General features: G+C 62.0%; 22 protein-coding genes and 1 tRNA gene. 8 read left to right on the plus strand and 15 right to left on the minus strand.

From position 1 onward, the window contains the following. Window positions 1-222: hypothetical protein (locus B5M41_RS19585; protein ID WP_230640068.1), on the plus strand; the 222-nt coding region annotated here is incomplete at its 5' end. Between the two features lie 323 nt (window positions 223-545). Here B5M41_RS19585 and B5M41_RS19590 read toward each other — a convergent pair. Next, on the minus strand, window positions 546-1,046 hold the full coding sequence (locus B5M41_RS19590; protein ID WP_134649758.1) for a TIGR00645 family protein: 501 nt from the start codon (window positions 1,044-1,046) through the stop codon (window positions 546-548). Window positions 1,047-1,177: 131 nt separating this feature from the next. After that, window positions 1,178-1,345 (minus strand): DUF1328 domain-containing protein, encoded by a 168-nt coding sequence (locus B5M41_RS19595; protein WP_134649757.1) that lies wholly within the window; start codon window positions 1,343-1,345, stop codon window positions 1,178-1,180. 191 nt (window positions 1,346-1,536) lie between these two features. Between B5M41_RS19595 and B5M41_RS19600 the strand changes: the two genes are divergently transcribed. Next, entirely contained in the window at window positions 1,537-1,692 is a 156-nt protein-coding gene (locus tag B5M41_RS19600) for a DUF3309 family protein (protein ID WP_134649756.1), read from the plus strand. Window positions 1,693-1,718: 26 nt separating this feature from the next. Beyond that, window positions 1,719-1,979, plus strand: a complete 261-nt coding sequence (locus B5M41_RS19605) for a YMGG-like glycine zipper-containing protein (protein WP_134649755.1) — start codon at window positions 1,719-1,721, stop codon at window positions 1,977-1,979. Between the two features lie 77 nt (window positions 1,980-2,056). Here the strand turns inward: B5M41_RS19605 and B5M41_RS19610 are convergent, their stop codons facing one another. Continuing rightward, on the minus strand, window positions 2,057-2,254 hold the full coding sequence (locus tag B5M41_RS19610; RefSeq protein WP_167719137.1) for a NepR family anti-sigma factor: 198 nt from the start codon (window positions 2,252-2,254) through the stop codon (window positions 2,057-2,059). Window positions 2,255-2,403: 149 nt separating this feature from the next. Here B5M41_RS19610 and B5M41_RS19615 point away from each other — a divergent pair, with 149 nt between their 5' ends. After that, window positions 2,404-3,204 (plus strand): response regulator, encoded by an 801-nt coding sequence (locus B5M41_RS19615; protein ID WP_134649754.1) that lies wholly within the window; start codon window positions 2,404-2,406, stop codon window positions 3,202-3,204. A gap of 83 nt (window positions 3,205-3,287) precedes the next feature. Here B5M41_RS19615 and B5M41_RS19620 read toward each other — a convergent pair whose 3' ends face one another. The 7 genes from B5M41_RS19620 to B5M41_RS19650 form a co-directional block, all read right to left on the minus strand. Beyond that, window positions 3,288-3,632 carry a RidA family protein gene (locus B5M41_RS19620; RefSeq protein WP_134649753.1) on the minus strand — a complete coding sequence of 115 codons (345 nt, stop codon included), beginning with the start codon at window positions 3,630-3,632 and terminating at the stop codon, window positions 3,288-3,290. A 122-nt stretch (window positions 3,633-3,754) separates the two neighbouring features. Continuing rightward, the gene (locus B5M41_RS19625) at window positions 3,755-4,585 is read right to left on the minus strand and encodes a dipeptide ABC transporter ATP-binding protein (RefSeq protein WP_134649752.1); all 831 of its coding nucleotides are present in this window, start codon (window positions 4,583-4,585) and stop codon (window positions 3,755-3,757) included. Next, window positions 4,582-5,436 carry an ABC transporter ATP-binding protein gene (locus B5M41_RS19630; RefSeq protein WP_134649751.1) on the minus strand — a complete coding sequence of 285 codons (855 nt, stop codon included), beginning with the start codon at window positions 5,434-5,436 and terminating at the stop codon, window positions 4,582-4,584. Before B5M41_RS19630 ends, B5M41_RS19625 begins: the two co-directional genes overlap by 4 nt. Then, on the minus strand, window positions 5,436-6,344 hold the full coding sequence (locus B5M41_RS19635; protein WP_134649750.1) for an ABC transporter permease subunit: 909 nt from the start codon (window positions 6,342-6,344) through the stop codon (window positions 5,436-5,438). Before B5M41_RS19635 ends, B5M41_RS19630 begins: the two co-directional genes overlap by 1 nt. A gap of 10 nt (window positions 6,345-6,354) precedes the next feature. After that, window positions 6,355-7,359: an ABC transporter permease subunit gene (locus tag B5M41_RS19640; RefSeq protein WP_134649749.1), complete on the minus strand. Its 1,005-nt coding sequence runs from the start codon at window positions 7,357-7,359 to the stop codon at window positions 6,355-6,357. A gap of 102 nt (window positions 7,360-7,461) precedes the next feature. After that, window positions 7,462-9,057 carry an ABC transporter substrate-binding protein gene (locus B5M41_RS19645; protein WP_134649748.1) on the minus strand — a complete coding sequence of 532 codons (1,596 nt, stop codon included), beginning with the start codon at window positions 9,055-9,057 and terminating at the stop codon, window positions 7,462-7,464. A 240-nt stretch (window positions 9,058-9,297) separates the two neighbouring features. Further along, entirely contained in the window at window positions 9,298-9,579 is a 282-nt protein-coding gene (locus B5M41_RS19650; RefSeq protein ID WP_134649747.1) for a hypothetical protein, read from the minus strand. 3 nt (window positions 9,580-9,582) lie between these two features. Between B5M41_RS19650 and B5M41_RS19655 the strand changes: the two genes are divergently transcribed. Next, window positions 9,583-10,206: a helix-turn-helix transcriptional regulator gene (locus B5M41_RS19655; protein ID WP_134649746.1), complete on the plus strand. Its 624-nt coding sequence runs from the start codon at window positions 9,583-9,585 to the stop codon at window positions 10,204-10,206. 120 nt (window positions 10,207-10,326) lie between these two features. Continuing rightward, complete coding sequence (locus B5M41_RS19660; RefSeq protein WP_134649745.1) at window positions 10,327-10,734, plus strand: response regulator; 408 nt, start codon at window positions 10,327-10,329, stop codon at window positions 10,732-10,734. 69 nt (window positions 10,735-10,803) lie between these two features. On the opposite strand, the gene rirA is transcribed toward B5M41_RS19660, so the two are convergent. Beyond that, window positions 10,804-11,268: an iron-responsive transcriptional regulator RirA gene (gene rirA / locus B5M41_RS19665; protein ID WP_134649744.1), complete on the minus strand. Its 465-nt coding sequence runs from the start codon at window positions 11,266-11,268 to the stop codon at window positions 10,804-10,806. A gap of 172 nt (window positions 11,269-11,440) precedes the next feature. Between rirA and B5M41_RS19670 the strand changes: the two genes are divergently transcribed. After that, window positions 11,441-12,484 carry a Fe(3+) ABC transporter substrate-binding protein gene (locus B5M41_RS19670; RefSeq protein WP_134649743.1) on the plus strand — a complete coding sequence of 348 codons (1,044 nt, stop codon included), beginning with the start codon at window positions 11,441-11,443 and terminating at the stop codon, window positions 12,482-12,484. An 88-nt stretch (window positions 12,485-12,572) separates the two neighbouring features. On the opposite strand, the gene B5M41_RS19675 is transcribed toward B5M41_RS19670, so the two are convergent. The 3 genes from B5M41_RS19675 to B5M41_RS19685 form a co-directional block, all read right to left on the minus strand. Then, window positions 12,573-13,664, minus strand: coding sequence for a M48 family metallopeptidase (locus B5M41_RS19675; protein ID WP_230640235.1), 1,092 nt, complete (start codon window positions 13,662-13,664; stop codon window positions 12,573-12,575). Continuing rightward, window positions 13,654-14,745 (minus strand): YjgN family protein, encoded by a 1,092-nt coding sequence (locus B5M41_RS19680; RefSeq protein ID WP_134649741.1) that lies wholly within the window; start codon window positions 14,743-14,745, stop codon window positions 13,654-13,656. The genes B5M41_RS19675 and B5M41_RS19680 overlap by 11 nt, the downstream gene beginning before the upstream one ends. Before the next feature lie 133 nt (window positions 14,746-14,878). Then, window positions 14,879-16,375: a CoA-acylating methylmalonate-semialdehyde dehydrogenase gene (locus B5M41_RS19685; protein ID WP_134649740.1), complete on the minus strand. Its 1,497-nt coding sequence runs from the start codon at window positions 16,373-16,375 to the stop codon at window positions 14,879-14,881. 103 nt (window positions 16,376-16,478) lie between these two features. Here B5M41_RS19685 and B5M41_RS19690 point away from each other — a divergent pair, with 103 nt between their 5' ends. Further along, window positions 16,479-17,360: a LysR family transcriptional regulator gene (locus tag B5M41_RS19690; protein WP_134649739.1), complete on the plus strand. Its 882-nt coding sequence runs from the start codon at window positions 16,479-16,481 to the stop codon at window positions 17,358-17,360. Between the two features lie 85 nt (window positions 17,361-17,445). On the opposite strand, the gene B5M41_RS19695 is transcribed toward B5M41_RS19690, so the two are convergent. Continuing rightward, window positions 17,446-17,522, minus strand: a tRNA-His gene (locus B5M41_RS19695). Window positions 17,523-17,529 lie beyond the last annotated feature (7 nt).

Raw genomic sequence — 17,529 nt, forward strand, 5'->3', positions numbered from 1 at the left:
CTCTTTCCAGGACCGGTTCAAAAACCGATCCGCGACATCGCCGACCACGTTTCTCTTTCTTCTCTCTTCAATTGTCAAAAAGCCGACGGTCAAAACCGTCCCAGTCTCACACAAAGCAGCGAAATCCCCGAACCTCGTTCGGCTCAATTCTCACCAGCTTCTCAAGGAAACCCTAGAGCGAGTTCGTCGGCCGCCAGAAGCGCCGCCGCTCTCGTTCGATGAGCGGCGTTATAGGACCATCATTCGGAAGCGTCAACAGCCGATTTCATAAAAATGCAGAAAAGATGTAACATGCTGGTTTTAAACACATAATTCGGATTAAGGGGCTTTTGGGGCTGCGATAGACCGCCGTTTGCCGTCACCTCATGCCCCGCCTCCGGTACAGTCGTACCACAAGTGGGTTCCGCGCGTTGAAAATGGTTCCGGCGACCCGGTGCAAAACAGGAATATCGGGGATGAAGACGCCTTTTCGCTTGACGCCTAAACGCAAAAAGGGCGCCGGCGGCTGACCGCGGCGCCCTCCCCTTCCCTCCCGGATAAAGGGGTCAGCCTTTCAGTCTCGCCATGATCTGCTCGAGAAAGCCGAGCAGCAGAGCGGACACGACGAAGGCGAGATGCATGATCGTCAGCCACATCAGCTTCGCATCGCTGTATTGCTGCACATTGAGGAAGACCTGAAGCAGGTGGATCGACGAGATCGCAACGATCGAAGAGGCGACCTTGATCTTCAAGCTGCCGGAATCGAGCTTGCCGATGAACGAGACATCGGCCTGGCCTTCATCGAAGCGGCTGACGAAGTTCTCGTAGCCGGCGATCATCACCATGAGGATCAGGCTCGCGACCAGGGCGGCGTCGATGAGGCCCAGCATGGCCAGGATCATCTCGGCATCGTCGTAGATGAAGACGTTCTTTGCGACCTTGACGAACTTGGACAGGAACGACAGGGCGTAGACGCCAAGTGCCGCCACAAGGCCGAGATAGAAGATGACCAGCACCCAGCGGCTCGACAGGATGATGCGCTCGACCAGGAGTTCAAGGGATTTCATCGGCGGGACTCACAGGAATTGAGGGAACACCGAGATGACTATCCAATGCCGATGAAGGCCGCAAGACGGCCTGAAATGCAAAGAGCGGCGTCCCCGGACGCCGCTCTTCATAATCTCGATCCATGGTCGCCTTACGATGCCCGACGGAACAGGCCCGCGATGAGCGACAGCACCAGGAGGGCAAGGAAGACGAAGAACAGGATCTGCGCGATACCGGCAGAGGCACCGGCGATGCCGCCGAAGCCGAGAAGACCGGCGACGAGTGCGATGACGAGAAAGACGACAGCGTAATAAAGCATTTTCGAACTCCTTCCGTTGATGGCAGGAAAACGAAGCCTTCCCGAAAAAGTTCCCGATCGACGCAGCCATCACGGTCTGCCCCATGCAATGACGCTGGTCGACGCGGTCTGTCACATTTGCGGGAACAAATTTCGAATTGCGGCGTTTTCGTGCCATCGCTCGACTGCGTGGGACATGAAAGGACGCATACATGCTCGGCACCATCCTCCTCGTCATCCTGATCCTTCTTCTCATCGGCGCCCTGCCGAACTGGGGATACAGCCGCAGCTGGGGCTATGGCCCGTCCGGCGGCCTCGGCCTCATCGTCGTCATCCTTCTCATCCTCGTCCTGATGGGACGCATCTGACCAAACCCAAGACCGGAGCCGGAACCATGAAGAAGACTATCGTAGCCCTTGCCCTCGTAGCCTCGACCATCACGCTTTCCGCGTGCAGCCAGACCGAGCGCGGCACCGCCATCGGCGCTGCATCCGGTGCCATTATCGGTGGCGCGGTAACCGGTCGCGCCGGAGGCGCGCTGGTGGGTGCGGCCGTGGGCGGCGCCGCGGGCTACCTGATCGCCCGCTCCGATCGCAGCGGCTACTGCATCTACCGCGACCGTCGCGGCCACCGCTACGAAGCCCGTTGCCGCTGAGCGCCAACGCCCGGAAAACAGGAAACGGGCCCATCGGCCCGTTTCTTGATGTCTGCTATCAGGGACGTTGAATGCCGTCAGGACCCGCCCGTCGCCTTGCGCTCTGCTTCGTCGAGCTTCTCCAGAAGTTCGAGAAGGCGGTCCGGCACATCTTCGGTTTCAATCACGTCGTAAAAGGACTTGAGCTTGCGGCCGATCGGGCCGTTGGGGTCGAAGGACGTCGTGTCCGCGGCAACGCCGTCGGTCCCGCTCTTGTTCTTACTGGGCTCGATCATGGTCTTGCTTCCATCGTCTGCCGCCCGTTATCTTCCTTTTGCCCAACATTACCAATAGTCACGTAGCGCCAGCATGCTACCAATTCGTTTCCGCATAATGAATTCTAGCGGAAACTGTTCCGATGAGGAACACAGTCAGGGAGAACGAAATGTCACTGTCCACCCGTATCGCACCGCATCTCGCCTATTTGAGGCGTTTTTCCCGGGCTGTGACGGGTTCCCAGACATCCGGCGACGCCTATGTGGCCGCCATGCTGGAAGCGCTCGTCGCCGATATATCCCTCTATCCGCAAGGCCGTAGCGACCGCAACGCCCTTTACCGGCTCTATTGCACGCTGTTCGAGAATCTCGACATCGCGCTGCCGGAGAACACGTCGCCCTTCGGCTGGGAGCGGCAGGCTGCGGCCAACCTCGCCAACCTGCCGCCGGCAGAGCGCAAGGCCTTCCTGCTCGTTGCCGTCGAAGGCTTCGACGTCGCCGAGGGCGCCGACATTCTCGATGTCTCGGAAGAAGCGTTTGCCTCACTTCTCGAACAGGCATCGCGCGACATCTCCAGCCAGGTCGCGACCGATATCATGATCATCGAGGACGAGCCGCTGATCGCCATGGACATCGAGGACATGGTGCGCGGCCTCGGCCATAACGTCACGGGTATTGCCCGCACCCATGCGGAAGCTGTGGAGCTCTACAATCGCACCGCGCCGCGCATGGTCCTCGCCGATATCCAGCTCGCCGACGGCAGCTCCGGCATCGATGCGGTCAACGATATCCTCAAGACCAGCACGATCCCGGTGATCTTCATCACCGCCTTCCCGGAGCGCCTTCTCACGGGCGAAAAGCCGGAGCCGGCCTTCCTCGTCACCAAGCCGTTCAATCCGGACATGGTGAAGGCGCTGATCAGCCAGGCGCTGTTCTTCGACGAGCAGTCGCGGCTGTCGAAGTCGGCCTGACAGGACAGGCATAAACAGAAAGGCCCGCGCGAGCGGGCCTTTTGCATTTCAGTCGTGTGATCGGGTCCGTCGTGCTGTCGCGCTCAGAGCGCGGCGACGACGATGACTTCGACCAGGTAATCCGGCGTGGCGAGCTTGGATTCGCCGGTGGCACGGGCCGGCGTGTGGCCCTGCGGCGCCCAGGCGTCCCAGACGGCATTCATCTTGGAAAAGTCGGCCATATCAGCCAGCCAGATCTGGGCGGAGAGGATGCGGGTCTTGTCGGTTCCGGCAAGCGCCAGCAGGCGGTCCACCTCGGCCAGGGCCTGCTTCGTCTGTTCGGTCACATCCGAACCGGCTTCGCCGACCTGACCGGCCAGATATACGGTGCCGTTGTGCACGACGGCCTGGCTCATGCGCGGGCCGGTTTCAAAGCGTTTGATGTCCATGTCTCGTTCCTGTCAGGTGTGGAAAATGTGTCCGCAAGAGCGGTAGCCGTCTATACGGGGCCACCGGCAGCGACGCCAGTGGCAAAATCCGCCGGCACGGATCCGGCCGGCGGATTGTGGCATCAGGCGACGCGCTTGCGCCGTTCGATGCGGGCGCGGATGGCATCCACGTCGACGCGCGGCGTCGCGGCAAACAGCGTCTTGGTGTAATCGTGCTTCGGGTCGTTGAAGACCTGGTCGCGGCTGCCGTATTCCACGGCCTCGCCGAAGTACATCACCATCACGTCGTCGGCGATATGGCGCACGACCGAAAGGTCGTGGCTGATGAAGACATAGGTCAGCTGGAACTCGTCCTGCAGATCCGCGAGCAGGTTGAGCACCTGCGCCTGCACCGACAGATCGAGCGCGGAGACCGGCTCGTCCAGCACCAGAAGGCGTGGATTGAGCATCAGCGCGCGGGCAATCGCCACGCGCTGGCGCTGGCCGCCGGAGAACATGTGCGGATAGCGCCCATAATGCTTCTCCTCCAGGCCCACCTTCTTGAGCATGGCCATGGCGCGGTCGCGCCGCTCGCCGGCCGGGACCTTGGTATTGATGACCAGCGGCTCGGTGAGGATGTCGCCGATCTTCTTGCGCGGATTGAGCGAACCATAGGGGTTCTGGAAGACGATCTGCACCTTGCTGCGCATTTCCGGCGTCAGCGGCTCGCTGGCGATGTCGATCCTGCGTCCGTCGATCAGCATTTCACCTGACGTGATCGGGTCGATCATCGTCACCATGCGCGCGACGGTGGACTTGCCGCAGCCGCTCTCGCCGACGATGGCGAGCGTCTTGCCCTGCTCGACCTTGAAGCTCACGCCCTTGACGGCGTGAACGGTCTTCGACGGTTTCAAGAGACCGCCGGGAATGTGGTAGTCGCGTTTCAGGTTCTTGGCTTCGAGAACTGGGGTCATCGCATGGCTCCCGCGAAAATCTCGGCGTCGGTCAGCTTTTCCGTGATCGTCGGCAGGCGTTCGCCGGTGGCGTTCTCCGGCAGGGCTGCCAGAAGGGCCTTGGTGTAGACGCTTTTCGGGGCCGAGAAGAGCGACAGCACATCGGCTTCCTCGATCTGGCGGCCCTTGTACTGCACGATGACGCGGTCGGCGGTTTCGGCGACGACGCCCATGTCGTGGGTGATGATGATGAGGCCCATGCCGTGTTCAGCCTGGAGCTTCATCAGGAGGTCGAGGATCTGCTTCTGGATCGTCACGTCGAGCGCGGTGGTCGGCTCGTCGGCAATCAGGAGCTTCGGATTGCAGGCAAGCGCCGTCGCGATCATCACACGCTGGCACTGGCCGCCCGACATCTGGTGCGGGAAATGGCCAAGGCGCTCTTCCGGGTTCGGAATACCGACGGACTGGAAGAGTTCGATGGCCCGTTCCCGCCGCGCCCTGCGCGACAGGTCGGTGTGGATGCGCAGCACCTCCTCGATCTGGTATCCGACCGTGAAGCACGGATTGAGGCTGGCGATCGGCTCCTGGAAGATCATGGCGATGTCCTTGCCGATGATCTTGCGGCGTTCCGCGTCCGACATCGTCCGCATGTCGCGGCCGTTGAAGGTGAGGACATCCGCCGTCACCTTCGCCGTCCAGGGCAGAAGCCCCATGGCGGCGAGCATGGACACCGATTTGCCCGAACCCGATTCGCCGACGATGGCGAGAACCTCGCCCTCGTCGACCTTGAGCGAGACACCGTCCACGGCGCGGAAGGGGCCGGACGCCGTCTGGAACTCGACGGTGAGGTTTTTGACTTCGAGAAGCGACATCACGACCTCTTCAGCTTGGGATCGAGGGCGTCGCGCAGGCCGTCACCCATGAGGTTGATGGCAAGCACGGTGATCAGGATGGCAAGGCCCGGGAACGTGACGACCCACCAGGCGCGCTGGATGAATTCACGTGCCTCGGCGAGCATCGTGCCCCATTCCGGCGTCGGCGGCTGGGCGCCCATGCCGAGGAAGCCGAGGGCGGCCGCATCGAGGATCGCCGCCGAGAAGGCGAGCGTCGCCTGCACGATGAGCGGCGCCAGGCAGTTCGGCAGGATGGTCAGGAACATCAGCCGCAGCGTGCCCGCACCCGCGACCTTCGAGCCGACGACATAGTCCTTCGACTTTTCGGTCATGACCGCCGCGCGCGTCAGGCGCACGAAATGCGGCTGGTTGACGAGCGAGATGGCGATCATCGCGTTCAGCAGGCCCGGCCCCAGAACCGCCACGAGCACGAGCGCCAGCAGCAGCGAGGGAAACGCCAGGATGATGTCCATGATGCGCATGATGAACGTATCGACCTTGCCGCGGAAATAGCCCGCGACGAGACCGATCAGAACGCCCGACACCACCGACAGCGTCACGACGACGAGGCCGATGAACAGCGAGAAGCGCGCGCCGTAGATGATGCGCGAAAGGATATCGCGACCGACGGCGTCCGTGCCCAGGATGTGTCCCCAGGACCCGCCCTGCTGGAAGACAGGCGGCAAGAGGAGAAGTTCACGGTTCTGGATGCTCGGACTGTGCGGAGCAACGAAGGGCGCGAAGATCGCCATGAACAGAATGAAGAGGAAAACAAAGAGGCCGATGACGGCGCCCTTGTTGCGCGAGAAGTAATACCAGAATTCGGAAAGGCCGGAGGGCGGCGTGCCACCCGTCTTGGTTTCGGCCGTGTTCTGAACGATGCTCATGGGCCGTCTCCTAGTGCCGGATGCGCGGGTTGATCCAGCCGTAAAGCAGGTCGACCACGAGGTTGACGATCATGATGACGCCGGCGATCAGCATCAGGCCACCCTGCACCACGGCATAGTCGCGCTTGAAGACGCTATCGACCATCCACTTGCCGATGCCCGGCCAGGAGAAGATCGATTCCGTGAGAATGGCGCCCGCGAGCAGCACGCCGACCTGCAGGCCGATCGTGGTGATGACGGGGATCATGGCGTTGCGCAGGGCGTGCACCCCGATCACGCGGAACGGCGAGAGACCCTTGGCGCGGGCGGTGCGGACATAGTCCTCGCCGAGCACTTCGAGCATGGCCGAACGTGTCTGGCGCGCGATGACGGCCAGCGGGATCGTGGACAGCACGACCGTCGGCAGGATCAGGTATGTCGCGGCAGACTTGAATGCGCCGGTCTGTCCTGACAGCAGGCTGTCGATCAGCATGAAACCGGTCACGGGTGGGAAGAAGTACATCGCCGAGATGCGCCCCGAGACCGGTGTCCAGCCGAGATAGCCGGAGAAGAAGATGATGAGCAACAGGCCCCACCAGAAGATGGGCATCGAGTAGCCCACGAGCGCGACGCCCATGATCGACTGGTCGAACCAGGTGCCGCGTTTCACCGCGGCGAACACGCCGGCGGGAATGCCGAGCACCATGGCGACGATGATGGCGCAGAGCGCCAACTCCAACGTTGCCGGAAACAGTTGCAGGAAGTCGTCCAGCACCGGGCGCTTGGTAACGATGGACGAGCCGAAGTCGCCGGTGAGCAGGCCGGTGAGGTAATCGAAGTACTGGACGTACATCGGCCGATCCAGCCCCAGCTGGTGCATGATCTGGGTGTGCCGTTCCGGCGACATCACGCGTTCACCCGACATCAGCATGACCGGATCGCCGGGCAGAAGTCGAATGAAGGAGAACGCGATGATCGATACCCCGAGGAACGTGGGTATCAGGACGGCGAGCCGTCCGAAGATAAAGCGAAACATGGGAGCCAATCCCTTCTTATTTTTGAAAAACCGGCGGCCCGAATATCTTCGGGCCGCCGGCCATTGCACGCTCTTTGCGGCGTGCCGTTCTTCTATGCGATCTTACTCGGCGATGTCGACACCGTCAAAGCGGTGAATGCCGAGCGGGTCCATCTTGAAGCCCGTGACCTTCTTGCTCATGGGAACGACGACGAGCGAGTGGTCCAGCGTGTTCCACGGCGCTTCGCGCTTGAAGACGACCTGCGCCTGTTCGTAGAGCTTCGTGCGCTCGCCGATATCGGCGGTTTCCTTCGCCTTGGTCACCAGCGCATCGAACTCCTCGTTGCACCACTGCGCGCGGTTGTTGCCGCCCACGGCGTCGCAGCCGAGCAGGGTGTCGAGGAAGTTGTCCGGGTCGCCGTTGTCGCCCGTCCAGCCGAGGATGGCCGCGCCGTCGCGGTCCTTGGCGGAGGAGAGCTTCAGGTACTCGGCCCATTCGTAGGAGACGATCTCGGCCTCGACGCCGATCTTGGCGAGGTCGGCCTGCATCAGTTCGGCTGCGCGGCGGGCGTTCAGCATGTACGGACGGGCAACCGGCATGGCCCAGATCTTCATCTTGAGATCCTTGACGCCGGCGTCTTCGAGCATCTTCTTGGCCGCTTCCGGATCGTACTTGTCGTCTTCGACGGCATTGTTGTACGACCACATGGTCGGCGGGATCGGGTTCTTCGCGACGGTGGCCGCACCCTGGAAGACGGCGTCGACGATGGCCTGGCGATCCACGGCCATATTGAGCGCCTTGCGGACCTCGACCTTGTCGAACGGCGGAACCAGCGTGTTGTAGGCGAGGTAGGCGACGTTCAGGCCTTCCTGCTCGACGACCGTCAGATTCTCGTCCTTCTTCAGGTCTTCGACGTCAGCAGCGTTCGGATAGGCCATGATGTGGCATTCGCCGGCCTTGAGCTTCTGCGCGCGCACGGCAGCGTCCGTGGTGATGGCGAAAACGAGATCGTCGATCGGCTGCTTGCCGTTCCAGTAGTCCGGGTTGGCCTTGTAGCGGATCGCGGCGTCGGTCTGGTAGGCGACAAAGGCGAACGGGCCCGTGCCGAGCGGCTGCTGGTTCAGCAGCTCCATCTTGCCGTCGGCCTGCAGCTTGTCGGCATATTCCTTGGAGAGGATCGAGGCGAAGTCCATGCCGAGATTGGCCAGGAACGGCGCTTCGGGGCGCTTCAGCACGAACTTGACGGTGAGGTCGTCGACCTTCTCGATCTTCTCGATCAGGTCCGGAAAGCCCATGCCCGCGAAGTATTCCCAGGAAGCGCCGGCAACATACTTGTTCCAGGCATTGTCTTCCTTGTACTGGCGCTCGAACGAGAAGATGACGTCGTCGGCGTTCAGCTCGCGGGTCGGCGTGAAATACTCCGTCGTCTGGAACTTGACGCCCGGACGAAGCTTGAAGGTGTATTCCTTGCCATCGGCCGAAACTTCCCAGCTCTCGGCGAGGCCCGGCTCCAGTTCGGTGCTGCCATGCTTGAACTCGACGAGGCGGTTGTAAGCGGTACGCGATGCGGCATCGAAGGTCTGGCCGCCCGTGTAGAGGCCGGGGTCGAAACCTTCCGGCGAGGCTTCCGAGCAATAGACCAGAGTCTTCGACCAGGCGGCCGTTGCCATCATGGAGGCAAGCGCCGTCGCTGCGAGGAGAGTAGTCAGCTTTTTCATAGTGAGCTTCCCAGGTTTGCTTTTTTGTTCTGTTGTCAGGCTCATGCGCATGTCCTGCGCCAGCCTTGGGCTGGATGGAACGACATTTGCCGGCGGATTGCAATAAGTCGGACCACAATTTTGTCCAAACGGAAAAAACCGGAAAAATATCCTTCTCCACAGCCTCGATATGGACCAGGGGCACTGCGGAACCGGGCGTTCCCCTAACGTGTTATGCTTTCGTGCCTGACCGGCAGGGCGTCAATACACCACATCGCACGCCGGAAGAGCGTCACGCGAACGCATGTTAAATTGTGCATAAAACTCAACGGATTGTGCCGATTTCACCGCGAAAAAAGGAGAGACACCATGAATTTGTCCGGCAAAACCCTTTGCTGCCAGAGATTGCGGCGCTAGATTGCCGGCGTGGATTCTGGGGGTGGACGCCACGTGATTGCTTTGAACGAACATTTCAGAAGGTATGATTTTGAAAGCGACCTTGAGAAAGCTCTCAACCGCGTCGATTTTTTCCGTATCTTTCACACGATGGCTCTTCGCTACGGCTTCGAGCACTTTGGCGTGCTGCAGCTGGCGAACGAGCACGAAACGAGCCTGCTGGCACAGCGGCTGACGCTGCACGATTTGCCCGCCGGCCTTGCCGAAGCCTATGACAAGCGCCATCGCTTCAACGATAGCGATCTCTTCAAGAGCTTCTATGTCTCAACGATCTCCACGGTCTGGCGTGACCGGGATCGTGCGGCCGACCAGGGCAGCCCGCATGAGAGCTTTCTCGATCAGATCGGCTTCGACATGGCGCTGTCCGTGCCGGTGCATTCGGTCGCCGGCACGCGCTTCGTCGTGCTGTTTCTCGGCGATGGCGCAGACATCGGCCGAGCGGAGCATTTCGAGATCTGCTACGAGGCGACCTGCGCCTTCGATTACTTCTATCGCCAGGTCCTCGCCAACAAGGCGGGCATGGGCCTGACACCGCGCGAAACGGAAATCCTGCGGTGGATTTCCTACGGCAAGACGGCCAGCGAGATCGCGCTCATCGTCTCGGTTTCGGAGCATACGGTCAACTCGCACACCGCGACAATCCTGAAGAAGCTCGATGTGGTCAATCGCACGCAAATGGTGGCCAAGGCGATCCGCGAGCAGATCATCCAGTAAAGCTGCAAGAAAATGGCACAGCGTTCGGGATAGTAGACTTAGGGACTTGTTAATATCCACCGTCTGGACAAGAGTAGCCACAGCGAGACGAGAGCGTTCGCAAACAGGTTCATTCCCACCATGGCAGCACACGTAAATATTCTGCTCGTTGATGACGACCCGGCTGAAAACGTCATTCTCAGCGCACTGATGCGCAAAGTCACGAGCTACGTAATCACCCTGCACTATGTGGAGACGGTCGATGGAGCGCTGGATTTCATCCGCTCCTCGGGCGTCGCATTGGACATGATCCTGATGGACAACCGGCTTCAGCCGCAGGCCGACTTCCGGGAAACCGTGCCGGAACTGCGCCGCGCCGGCTATATCGGCCCGGTCGGCGTCATCTCGTCATCGATCAGCGATGCGTATTTCCAGAAAATCGAAGACTACGGCGTCGACTTCCGCATCGACAAGGCGGAGCTCGATCCGACGGCAATCGAGTTCCTGCTGCGGGAATACGTCCGGCGCGAGGCTAGCGCGGGATCGTAGGACGACCCGTTTCACCGTTCCGGAATGAAGAGACCCGGTGGCCGGGCCTGCCGAAGGAAAAACCGGCGGTCAGGCCGCTGGCTGGCGGGCAACCGCCGCGGTTTCCAGACCCAGCAGCATGCCGATCTGCGGACGGGCCTTCACCAGATCATCGATCGTGTACTGCTGGAGCACCTCGAAGAAGGCGTTCAGCGCCTTGCGCAGCGCGGCATTGAGGCCGCAGCTGTCGACCAGCGGGCATTCGATTTCGCCGGCCTCGAAGCATTCCGCCATGGCGAAGGAGTCCTCGGTCACACGCACCACGTCGAACAGCGTGATTTCGCTGGCAGGCTTGGGAAGACGCACGCCGCCATTGCGGCCGCGCACGGTCTCGATGATGCCTGCGCGCGTCAAAGGCTGGAGGATCTTGAACAGGAAGAGCTCGGAGACACCATAGGCCTTGGCGATCTCGGGGATGCGGCTGAGCTTGCCACCATTTGCTGCGCAGTACATCAACATGCGGACAGCATAGTTGGTTTGCTTCGTCAGGCGCATCGGAAACTCCGAATCCGGTTTTCAGTCGCACTACATATAGGACACTTCGTCGTTTAGAACAATTCCAAAAAGCGGAAAATCACAGTCATGTTATGAACGGTACGGTTGACTGTGGTCGGCAAGCCGATAAAGGAGACTTTTGCAGTAAAGAATAATGCACCAGGAGGACCCGATGCAACTGCTCAAGACTTCCCTCGCCGCCCTTGCCCTCTCGGCCGCAGGTCTCGCCTTTGTGGCACCGGCGCATGCAGACGGCGAAGTCAACATCTATTCCTATCGCCAGCCGGACCTGATCAAGCCGCTGCTTGACGAATTCACCAAGGAAACCGGCATCGCCACCAACGTGCTGTTCCTCGACAAGGGCCTTGTCGAGCGCATCCAGGCGGAAGGCGCAAACTCGCCTGCCGACGTCATCCTGACCGTCGACATCTCGCGTCTCACCGAAGCCAAGGATGGCGGCGTGACACAGCCGGTCCAGAGCGATGTCATCAACAAGGACATCCCGGCGCAATATCGCGATCCCGATGGCGACTGGTTCGGCCTGACGACCCGTTCGCGCGTCGTCTACGCCTCGAAGGATCGCGTCCAGCAGAACGAAATCACCTATGAGGAACTTGCCGATCCGAAGTGGAAGGGCAAGATCTGCACGCGTGACGGCCAGCACTCCTACAATATCGGCCTCATCGCCTCCATGATCGCCCATCACGGCGAAGCCGAAACCGAGAAGTGGCTGACGGGCCTGAAGAACAACCTCGCCCGCAAGCCCGACGGCGGCGACCGCGACCAGGCGAAGGCGATCCTCGCCGGCGAATGCGACCTCGCGCTCGGCAACTCCTACTATGTCGGTCTCATGCAGACCAACGAGAAGGAGCCCGAGCAGAAGGAATGGGCAGCCGCCATCAAGGTGCTCTTCCCGAACGTCAACGACCGCGGCGCGCACGTCAACGTTTCCGGCATGGCCATGGCCAAGAACGCCCCGAACAAGGACAATGCCTTGAAGCTGATGGAATTCCTGTCGGCCGGCACCGCCCAGCAGATCTATGCCGAGCAGGTCTACGAATACCCGGTTCTGCCGGGTGCCGAGCCCTCCGACGTGGTCAAGGCCTTCGGCACGCTGAAGGCCGACCCGCTGCCGCTCGCCGAAATCGCGGCCAACCGCAAGAAGGCCTCGGAACTCGTCGACAAGGTCGGCTACAACGAAGGTCCTTCGCAGTAATATCCCTGCCTCCCAAGGCGAATGGAAACGGCGGCCTCTGGCCGCCGTTTTTGTTTTCCGCTCTTCGCTTCGGAGGCGGTTATGTGGCTTATTGAAGCTCCGGATCCGACTGGCCGGAGATGATCCGCGCGTAATCGGTGATATCCTTCCTGCGCTCGGGCGTGCCCGGATGCGTCGAGAGGATGCTGGTATCCGACCGATCACCCAGCTTGTCTTCCAGCAGGCCGAAGAACCGGGCAATCGCCGTCGGATCGTAGCCGGCCTTCGCCATCAGCTCGACCGAGCGCCGATCCGCCTCCGCTTCCGCCGCCCGCGAATAGGACAGCGCCAGAAGGCCGCCGCCCTGCACCAGCACGTCCTCCATTGCTGAGCCGACATCGCCGGCGATCAGCATGATGAGACCCGTCATGCCCGCAGCGCGATAGAATTGCCGCAGGCTGTGCTCGAGTTCGACATGGCCGATCTCATGGGCGAGCACCCCGACCAGCATTTCCGTGTCGCTTCCCGCCAGTTCCACCAGCTGGTCGGTGATGACAAGCGTCCCGTCCGGAAGTGCAAAGGCGTTCGGGCCGATGATGCCGCCGTCGCGGAAGTTGAGGTTGTAGGCCTTGGCGCCACGCGGCGACTGGGCGGCGATCCTGGCGAAACCGTCAATGATTTCCTTGCGGCGCGCCTCCGGCAGTTTCGTCGCAGAAAAGGTCGTCTTGTCGAGCGTCGCCAGTGTCCCCTGCCCCATGAGCTGGGGAACGATCGGCGGCGTCGTCAGGATGGCGACCTCGACCAGGGCGGGAACGCCCCAGCGATAGATGACGCCGCCGAGCGCGAAGGCGACGAGGACGATGACAATCAGGCGCAGGCGGAACTGCTCCAGCCAATGCACGAAACCGGCACCGCCCTTGCCCCGCGCAGCGAGGTAGCGGTCTATGCCGTCATTGTCCCAGGTCTCGAAGACCGAGCCGTCGGGAAACGTCACCCTGCGGGGGATGGACCCGACGCGGCCGGAAATGTCCAGCCACGAGAGGCCCGCGCCGGCAAGCGCCTTGCCGCCTGCGGCGGGCTGGGCAACAACCTCCCCCGCCCCTTCAATAAGCAGGGCTTCCACGGAGCGGCTGGAACCGGCGGGATGCCAGTCGCCCTTGGCGATGGCCCCATCGGCCTTGGCAACGGTTTCAGAAGCCAAAATCGAACCCCTCGAAGTCCATGAACTCGGCGCCGACGGCGGAACCCTGCGCCTCGATGGCGCTGAACAGCTCGCCGACATCGCCGACGAAGGTGACCCCGGTATGTTCATAGACATACCGCGCCAGGCGCACCGCCGCCCATGGCCGCATCAGGCCGAGGGTCAGGATCGTCACGATGACGTTCGAGATGGCGATCCAGATGTAGCGCCCGCGCGACATGTCGCTCAGCAGCCTGTGCCGGCCATCGAATGTCGTCGCCGACCAGACGATGTTGCGCACGGCGGCCCGATAGAACAGCCCGACCACACCGAACAGGACGAAGAAGGCGATGTAGACGACGAGGATGACGTAGTGCCAGATGGAGAAGGTCATCTGGCCGGCGATGGCCGATCCCGCGATCGCATCGACAACCGCTTCGAAGTTCAGGGCGACGAAGCTCCCGACGACGGCAAGGACAGCCACAGCGACACCGGCCGACATCAGCCACGCCTTGAACAGCGGGCCGAGCTTGGGATCCGTGTCGAAAGCCTTGCCGCCGTAACGCAGGTTGGCGCCGACATAGCGCGCCACCCAGCGGCTGGCGAGCGGCGTGAGGATACCGAGCGTGAGCGTGGCGATCACACTACCGAGAATAAAGGCCTTGAAGGCACCACCCGGGCCGCCGACGAAATCGAAGCGCACGTTGCGGTAGCTCGTCACCCGCGCGCTGAAGCGCAGGCCTCTGGCGACCAGCCACGGCAGCGCGATGAGAAAGGCGATGGCCGGCAACAGGGCCAGAAACGGGTTCAAAATGCTGACGAGGTTGAGCACGGCGATCGCGCCGACCACGATCAGGCGGCCGATAAGGATCTGCAGGCCACGCGCGTGGTATTCGAAGGAACGGCCGAGCAGCACGGTGTTGCCGTAGAAGTAACGATTGCGCCGAACCTTCGCCCAGGCCGAATAGATGCCGAGGGTCAGGATCGTCAGGAGGACGTTGATGATCCAGATACCGAAATATTCCGAAGCCCTGCCGGTAAACCCGATGCGATGAAACGCGCCTGCCGTGGCGGCGGGCGGCGCAGTGTCTGCCGATGCCATATCCTGTCCCTTCCGAAAGGCATGATCACGGGGGTAACGGGCCTGGCTTGCGCCCTATTCTTCGCAAAGCACAAAAAAGCGGCAACGCAAAAGGGCTCCCGCGAGGGAGCCCTTCATCGTCAATCCGGGTGGATCACTTCATCGTCGGCATGACGAACTCGGCGCCGTCCTTGATGCCCGACGGCCAGCGGCTCGTCACGGTCTTGGTGCGGGTCCAGAACTTGATGGAGTCCGTACCGTGCTGGTTCAGGTCGCCGAAGGACGACGACTTCCAGCCGCCGAAGGAGTGATAGGCCAGCGGAACCGGGATCGGAACGTTGACGCCGACCATGCCGATATTGATGCGGCTGGCGAAGTCGCGGGCCGCATCACCGTCGCGGGTATAGATCGCGACGCCGTTGCCGTATTCGTGCTTCATCGGCAGGTCGAGGGCTTCTTCGTAGTTCTTGGCGCGAACGACGGAGAGAACCGGGCCGAAGATTTCGGTCTTGTAGATCTCCATGTCCGGCGTGACGTTGTCGAACAGGCAGCCGCCGACGAAGTAGCCGTCTTCATAGCCCTGCAGCTTGAAGCCGCGGCCGTCGACCACGAGCTTGGCGCCTTCCTCGACGCCCTTGTCGATAAGACCGAGGATACGCGTCTGGGCTTCCTTGGTCACGACCGGGCCCATATCGGCCTTCTCGTCGGTATAGGGGCCGATGCGCAGGCTCTCGACCATGGGCGTCAGCTTGGCGATCAGGCGGTTGGCGGTTTCCTCGCCGACGGGAACGGCAACCGAAATCGCCATGCAGCGTTCGCCGGCCGAGCCGTAGCCGGCGCCCATCAGGGCGTTGGCGGCCTGGTCGAGATCGGCGTCCGGCATGATGATCATGTGGTTCTTCGCGCCGCCGAAGCACTGCGCGCGCTTGCCGTTTGCGGCGGCCGTGCCATAGACATAGCGGGCGATCGGCGTGGAGCCGACGAAGGAGACGGCGGCGATATCCGGATGCGCCAGGATGCCGTCGACCGCACCCTTGTCGCCGTTGACGACGTTGAGGATGCCGGCCGGCAGACCGGCTTCGATCATCAGTTCGGCAAGGCGAATCGGCAGCGACGGGTCGCGCTCGGAGGGCTTCAGGATGAAGGCGTTGCCGCAGGCGATGGCCGGCGCGAACATCCACATCGGGATCATGCCGGGGAAGTTGAACGGCGTGATGCCCGCGCCGATGCCGACCGGCTGGCGGATCGAATACATGTCGATGTTGGGGCCGGCGCCTTCGGTGAACTCGCTCTTGGAAAGGTGCGGGATGCCGATGACGAATTCGCAGACTTCCAGGCCGCGGATGACGTCGCCCTTGCTGTCCTCGACCGTCTTGCCATGCTCCTTGGAGATCAGCACGGCCAGCTCGTCCATGTGCTTGTTCAGGAGTTCGACGAACTTCATGAAGACGCGTGCGCGGCGCTGCGGGTTGGTGGCCGCCCACTTGGGCTGCGCGGCCTTCGCGCTGTCGACGGCGGCCTGGAGTTCCGCATCGCTGGCGAGCGCGACCTGCGCCTGCACTTCGCCGGTTGCGGGGTTGTAGACATTGGCGGTGCGGCCGCTGGTGCCGGGCACCTGCTTGCCGTCGATAAAGTGGCCGATCTGGTACATGGGGAGTCCTCCGTTGTTATAGAGGGATGATCGCACTTCAATTTGCACAACACAATCGCCTGAGATAAGGAACCGTTGTGCAAGAATTGAAGTCGGAGGCCGCATGAACTGGGATGACGTGCGCATGTTCCTGGCGGTGGCCCGCACCGGCCAGATCCTCGCGGCCTCACGGCGGCTCGGCGTCAATCACGCCACCCTCAGCCGGCGCGTCAGCGCGCTGGAAGAGGCGTTGAAGACCCGCCTTCTCATCCGCCGCACCAATGGCTGCGACCTGACAGCGGAGGGCGAGACGTTCCTGCGGGCCGCCGAGCGGATGGAAACGGAAATGCTGGCGGCGCAGGCAAGTATCGGCCGCATCGATACCGCCGTCGCCGGGACCGTGCGCGTCGGCGCGCCGGACGGTTTCGGCGTCTCCTTCCTCGCGCCGCGCCTCGGCAAGCTGACGGCGCGGCACCCGGAACTGAAGATCCAGCTTGTGCCGGTTCCCCGCTCCTTCTCGCTGTCACAGCGCGAGGCGGATATCGCAATCACGCTCGAACGGCCCGAGCAGGGCCGCCTCGTCTCCTCGAAACTCACGGACTACACGCTCGGCCTCTACGCCTCGCGCGATTACCTTGCGGAGAACGGAACGCCGGAAACGGTGGACGAGCTGAAGGCGCATCGGCGCGTGGGCTATGTGGAGGATCTGATCTTCACCGCGTCGCTCAATTTCACCGGCGAGATCATGCGCAGCTGGGATGCGGGCTTCGAGATTTCGAGCGCCACGGGCCAGACGGAAGCCGTGCGCTCGGGGGCCGGCATCGGCATCCTGCACGACTACATTGCCCGGCAACACGACGAGCTCGTGCGCGTCCTTCCGGCCAACACCATCCGCCGCGCCTACTGGACCACCTGGCACGAAAGCGCGCGCGACCTCGCCCGCGTGCGCACCGTCGCCGAATTCCTTCAGGAACTCGTGCGGCAGGAGCACGATATCTTTCTTTGACGAAACTGGACCGGTGGGAAATTGCGAAAGTCAGAGCGCAGCCGCCGACGACGAACCTGTCTTGATTTTCAATACTGGAGAAGAATGGTACGGTTGAGTGGAGTTGAACCACTGACCTCAGGTGCCACAAACCTGCGCTCTAACCAACTGAGCTACAACCGCACACGGC

This window comes from Shinella sumterensis, from assembly GCF_004514425.2.
In the GTDB taxonomy this organism is placed as follows: Bacteria; Pseudomonadota; Alphaproteobacteria; order Rhizobiales; family Rhizobiaceae; genus Shinella; species Shinella sumterensis.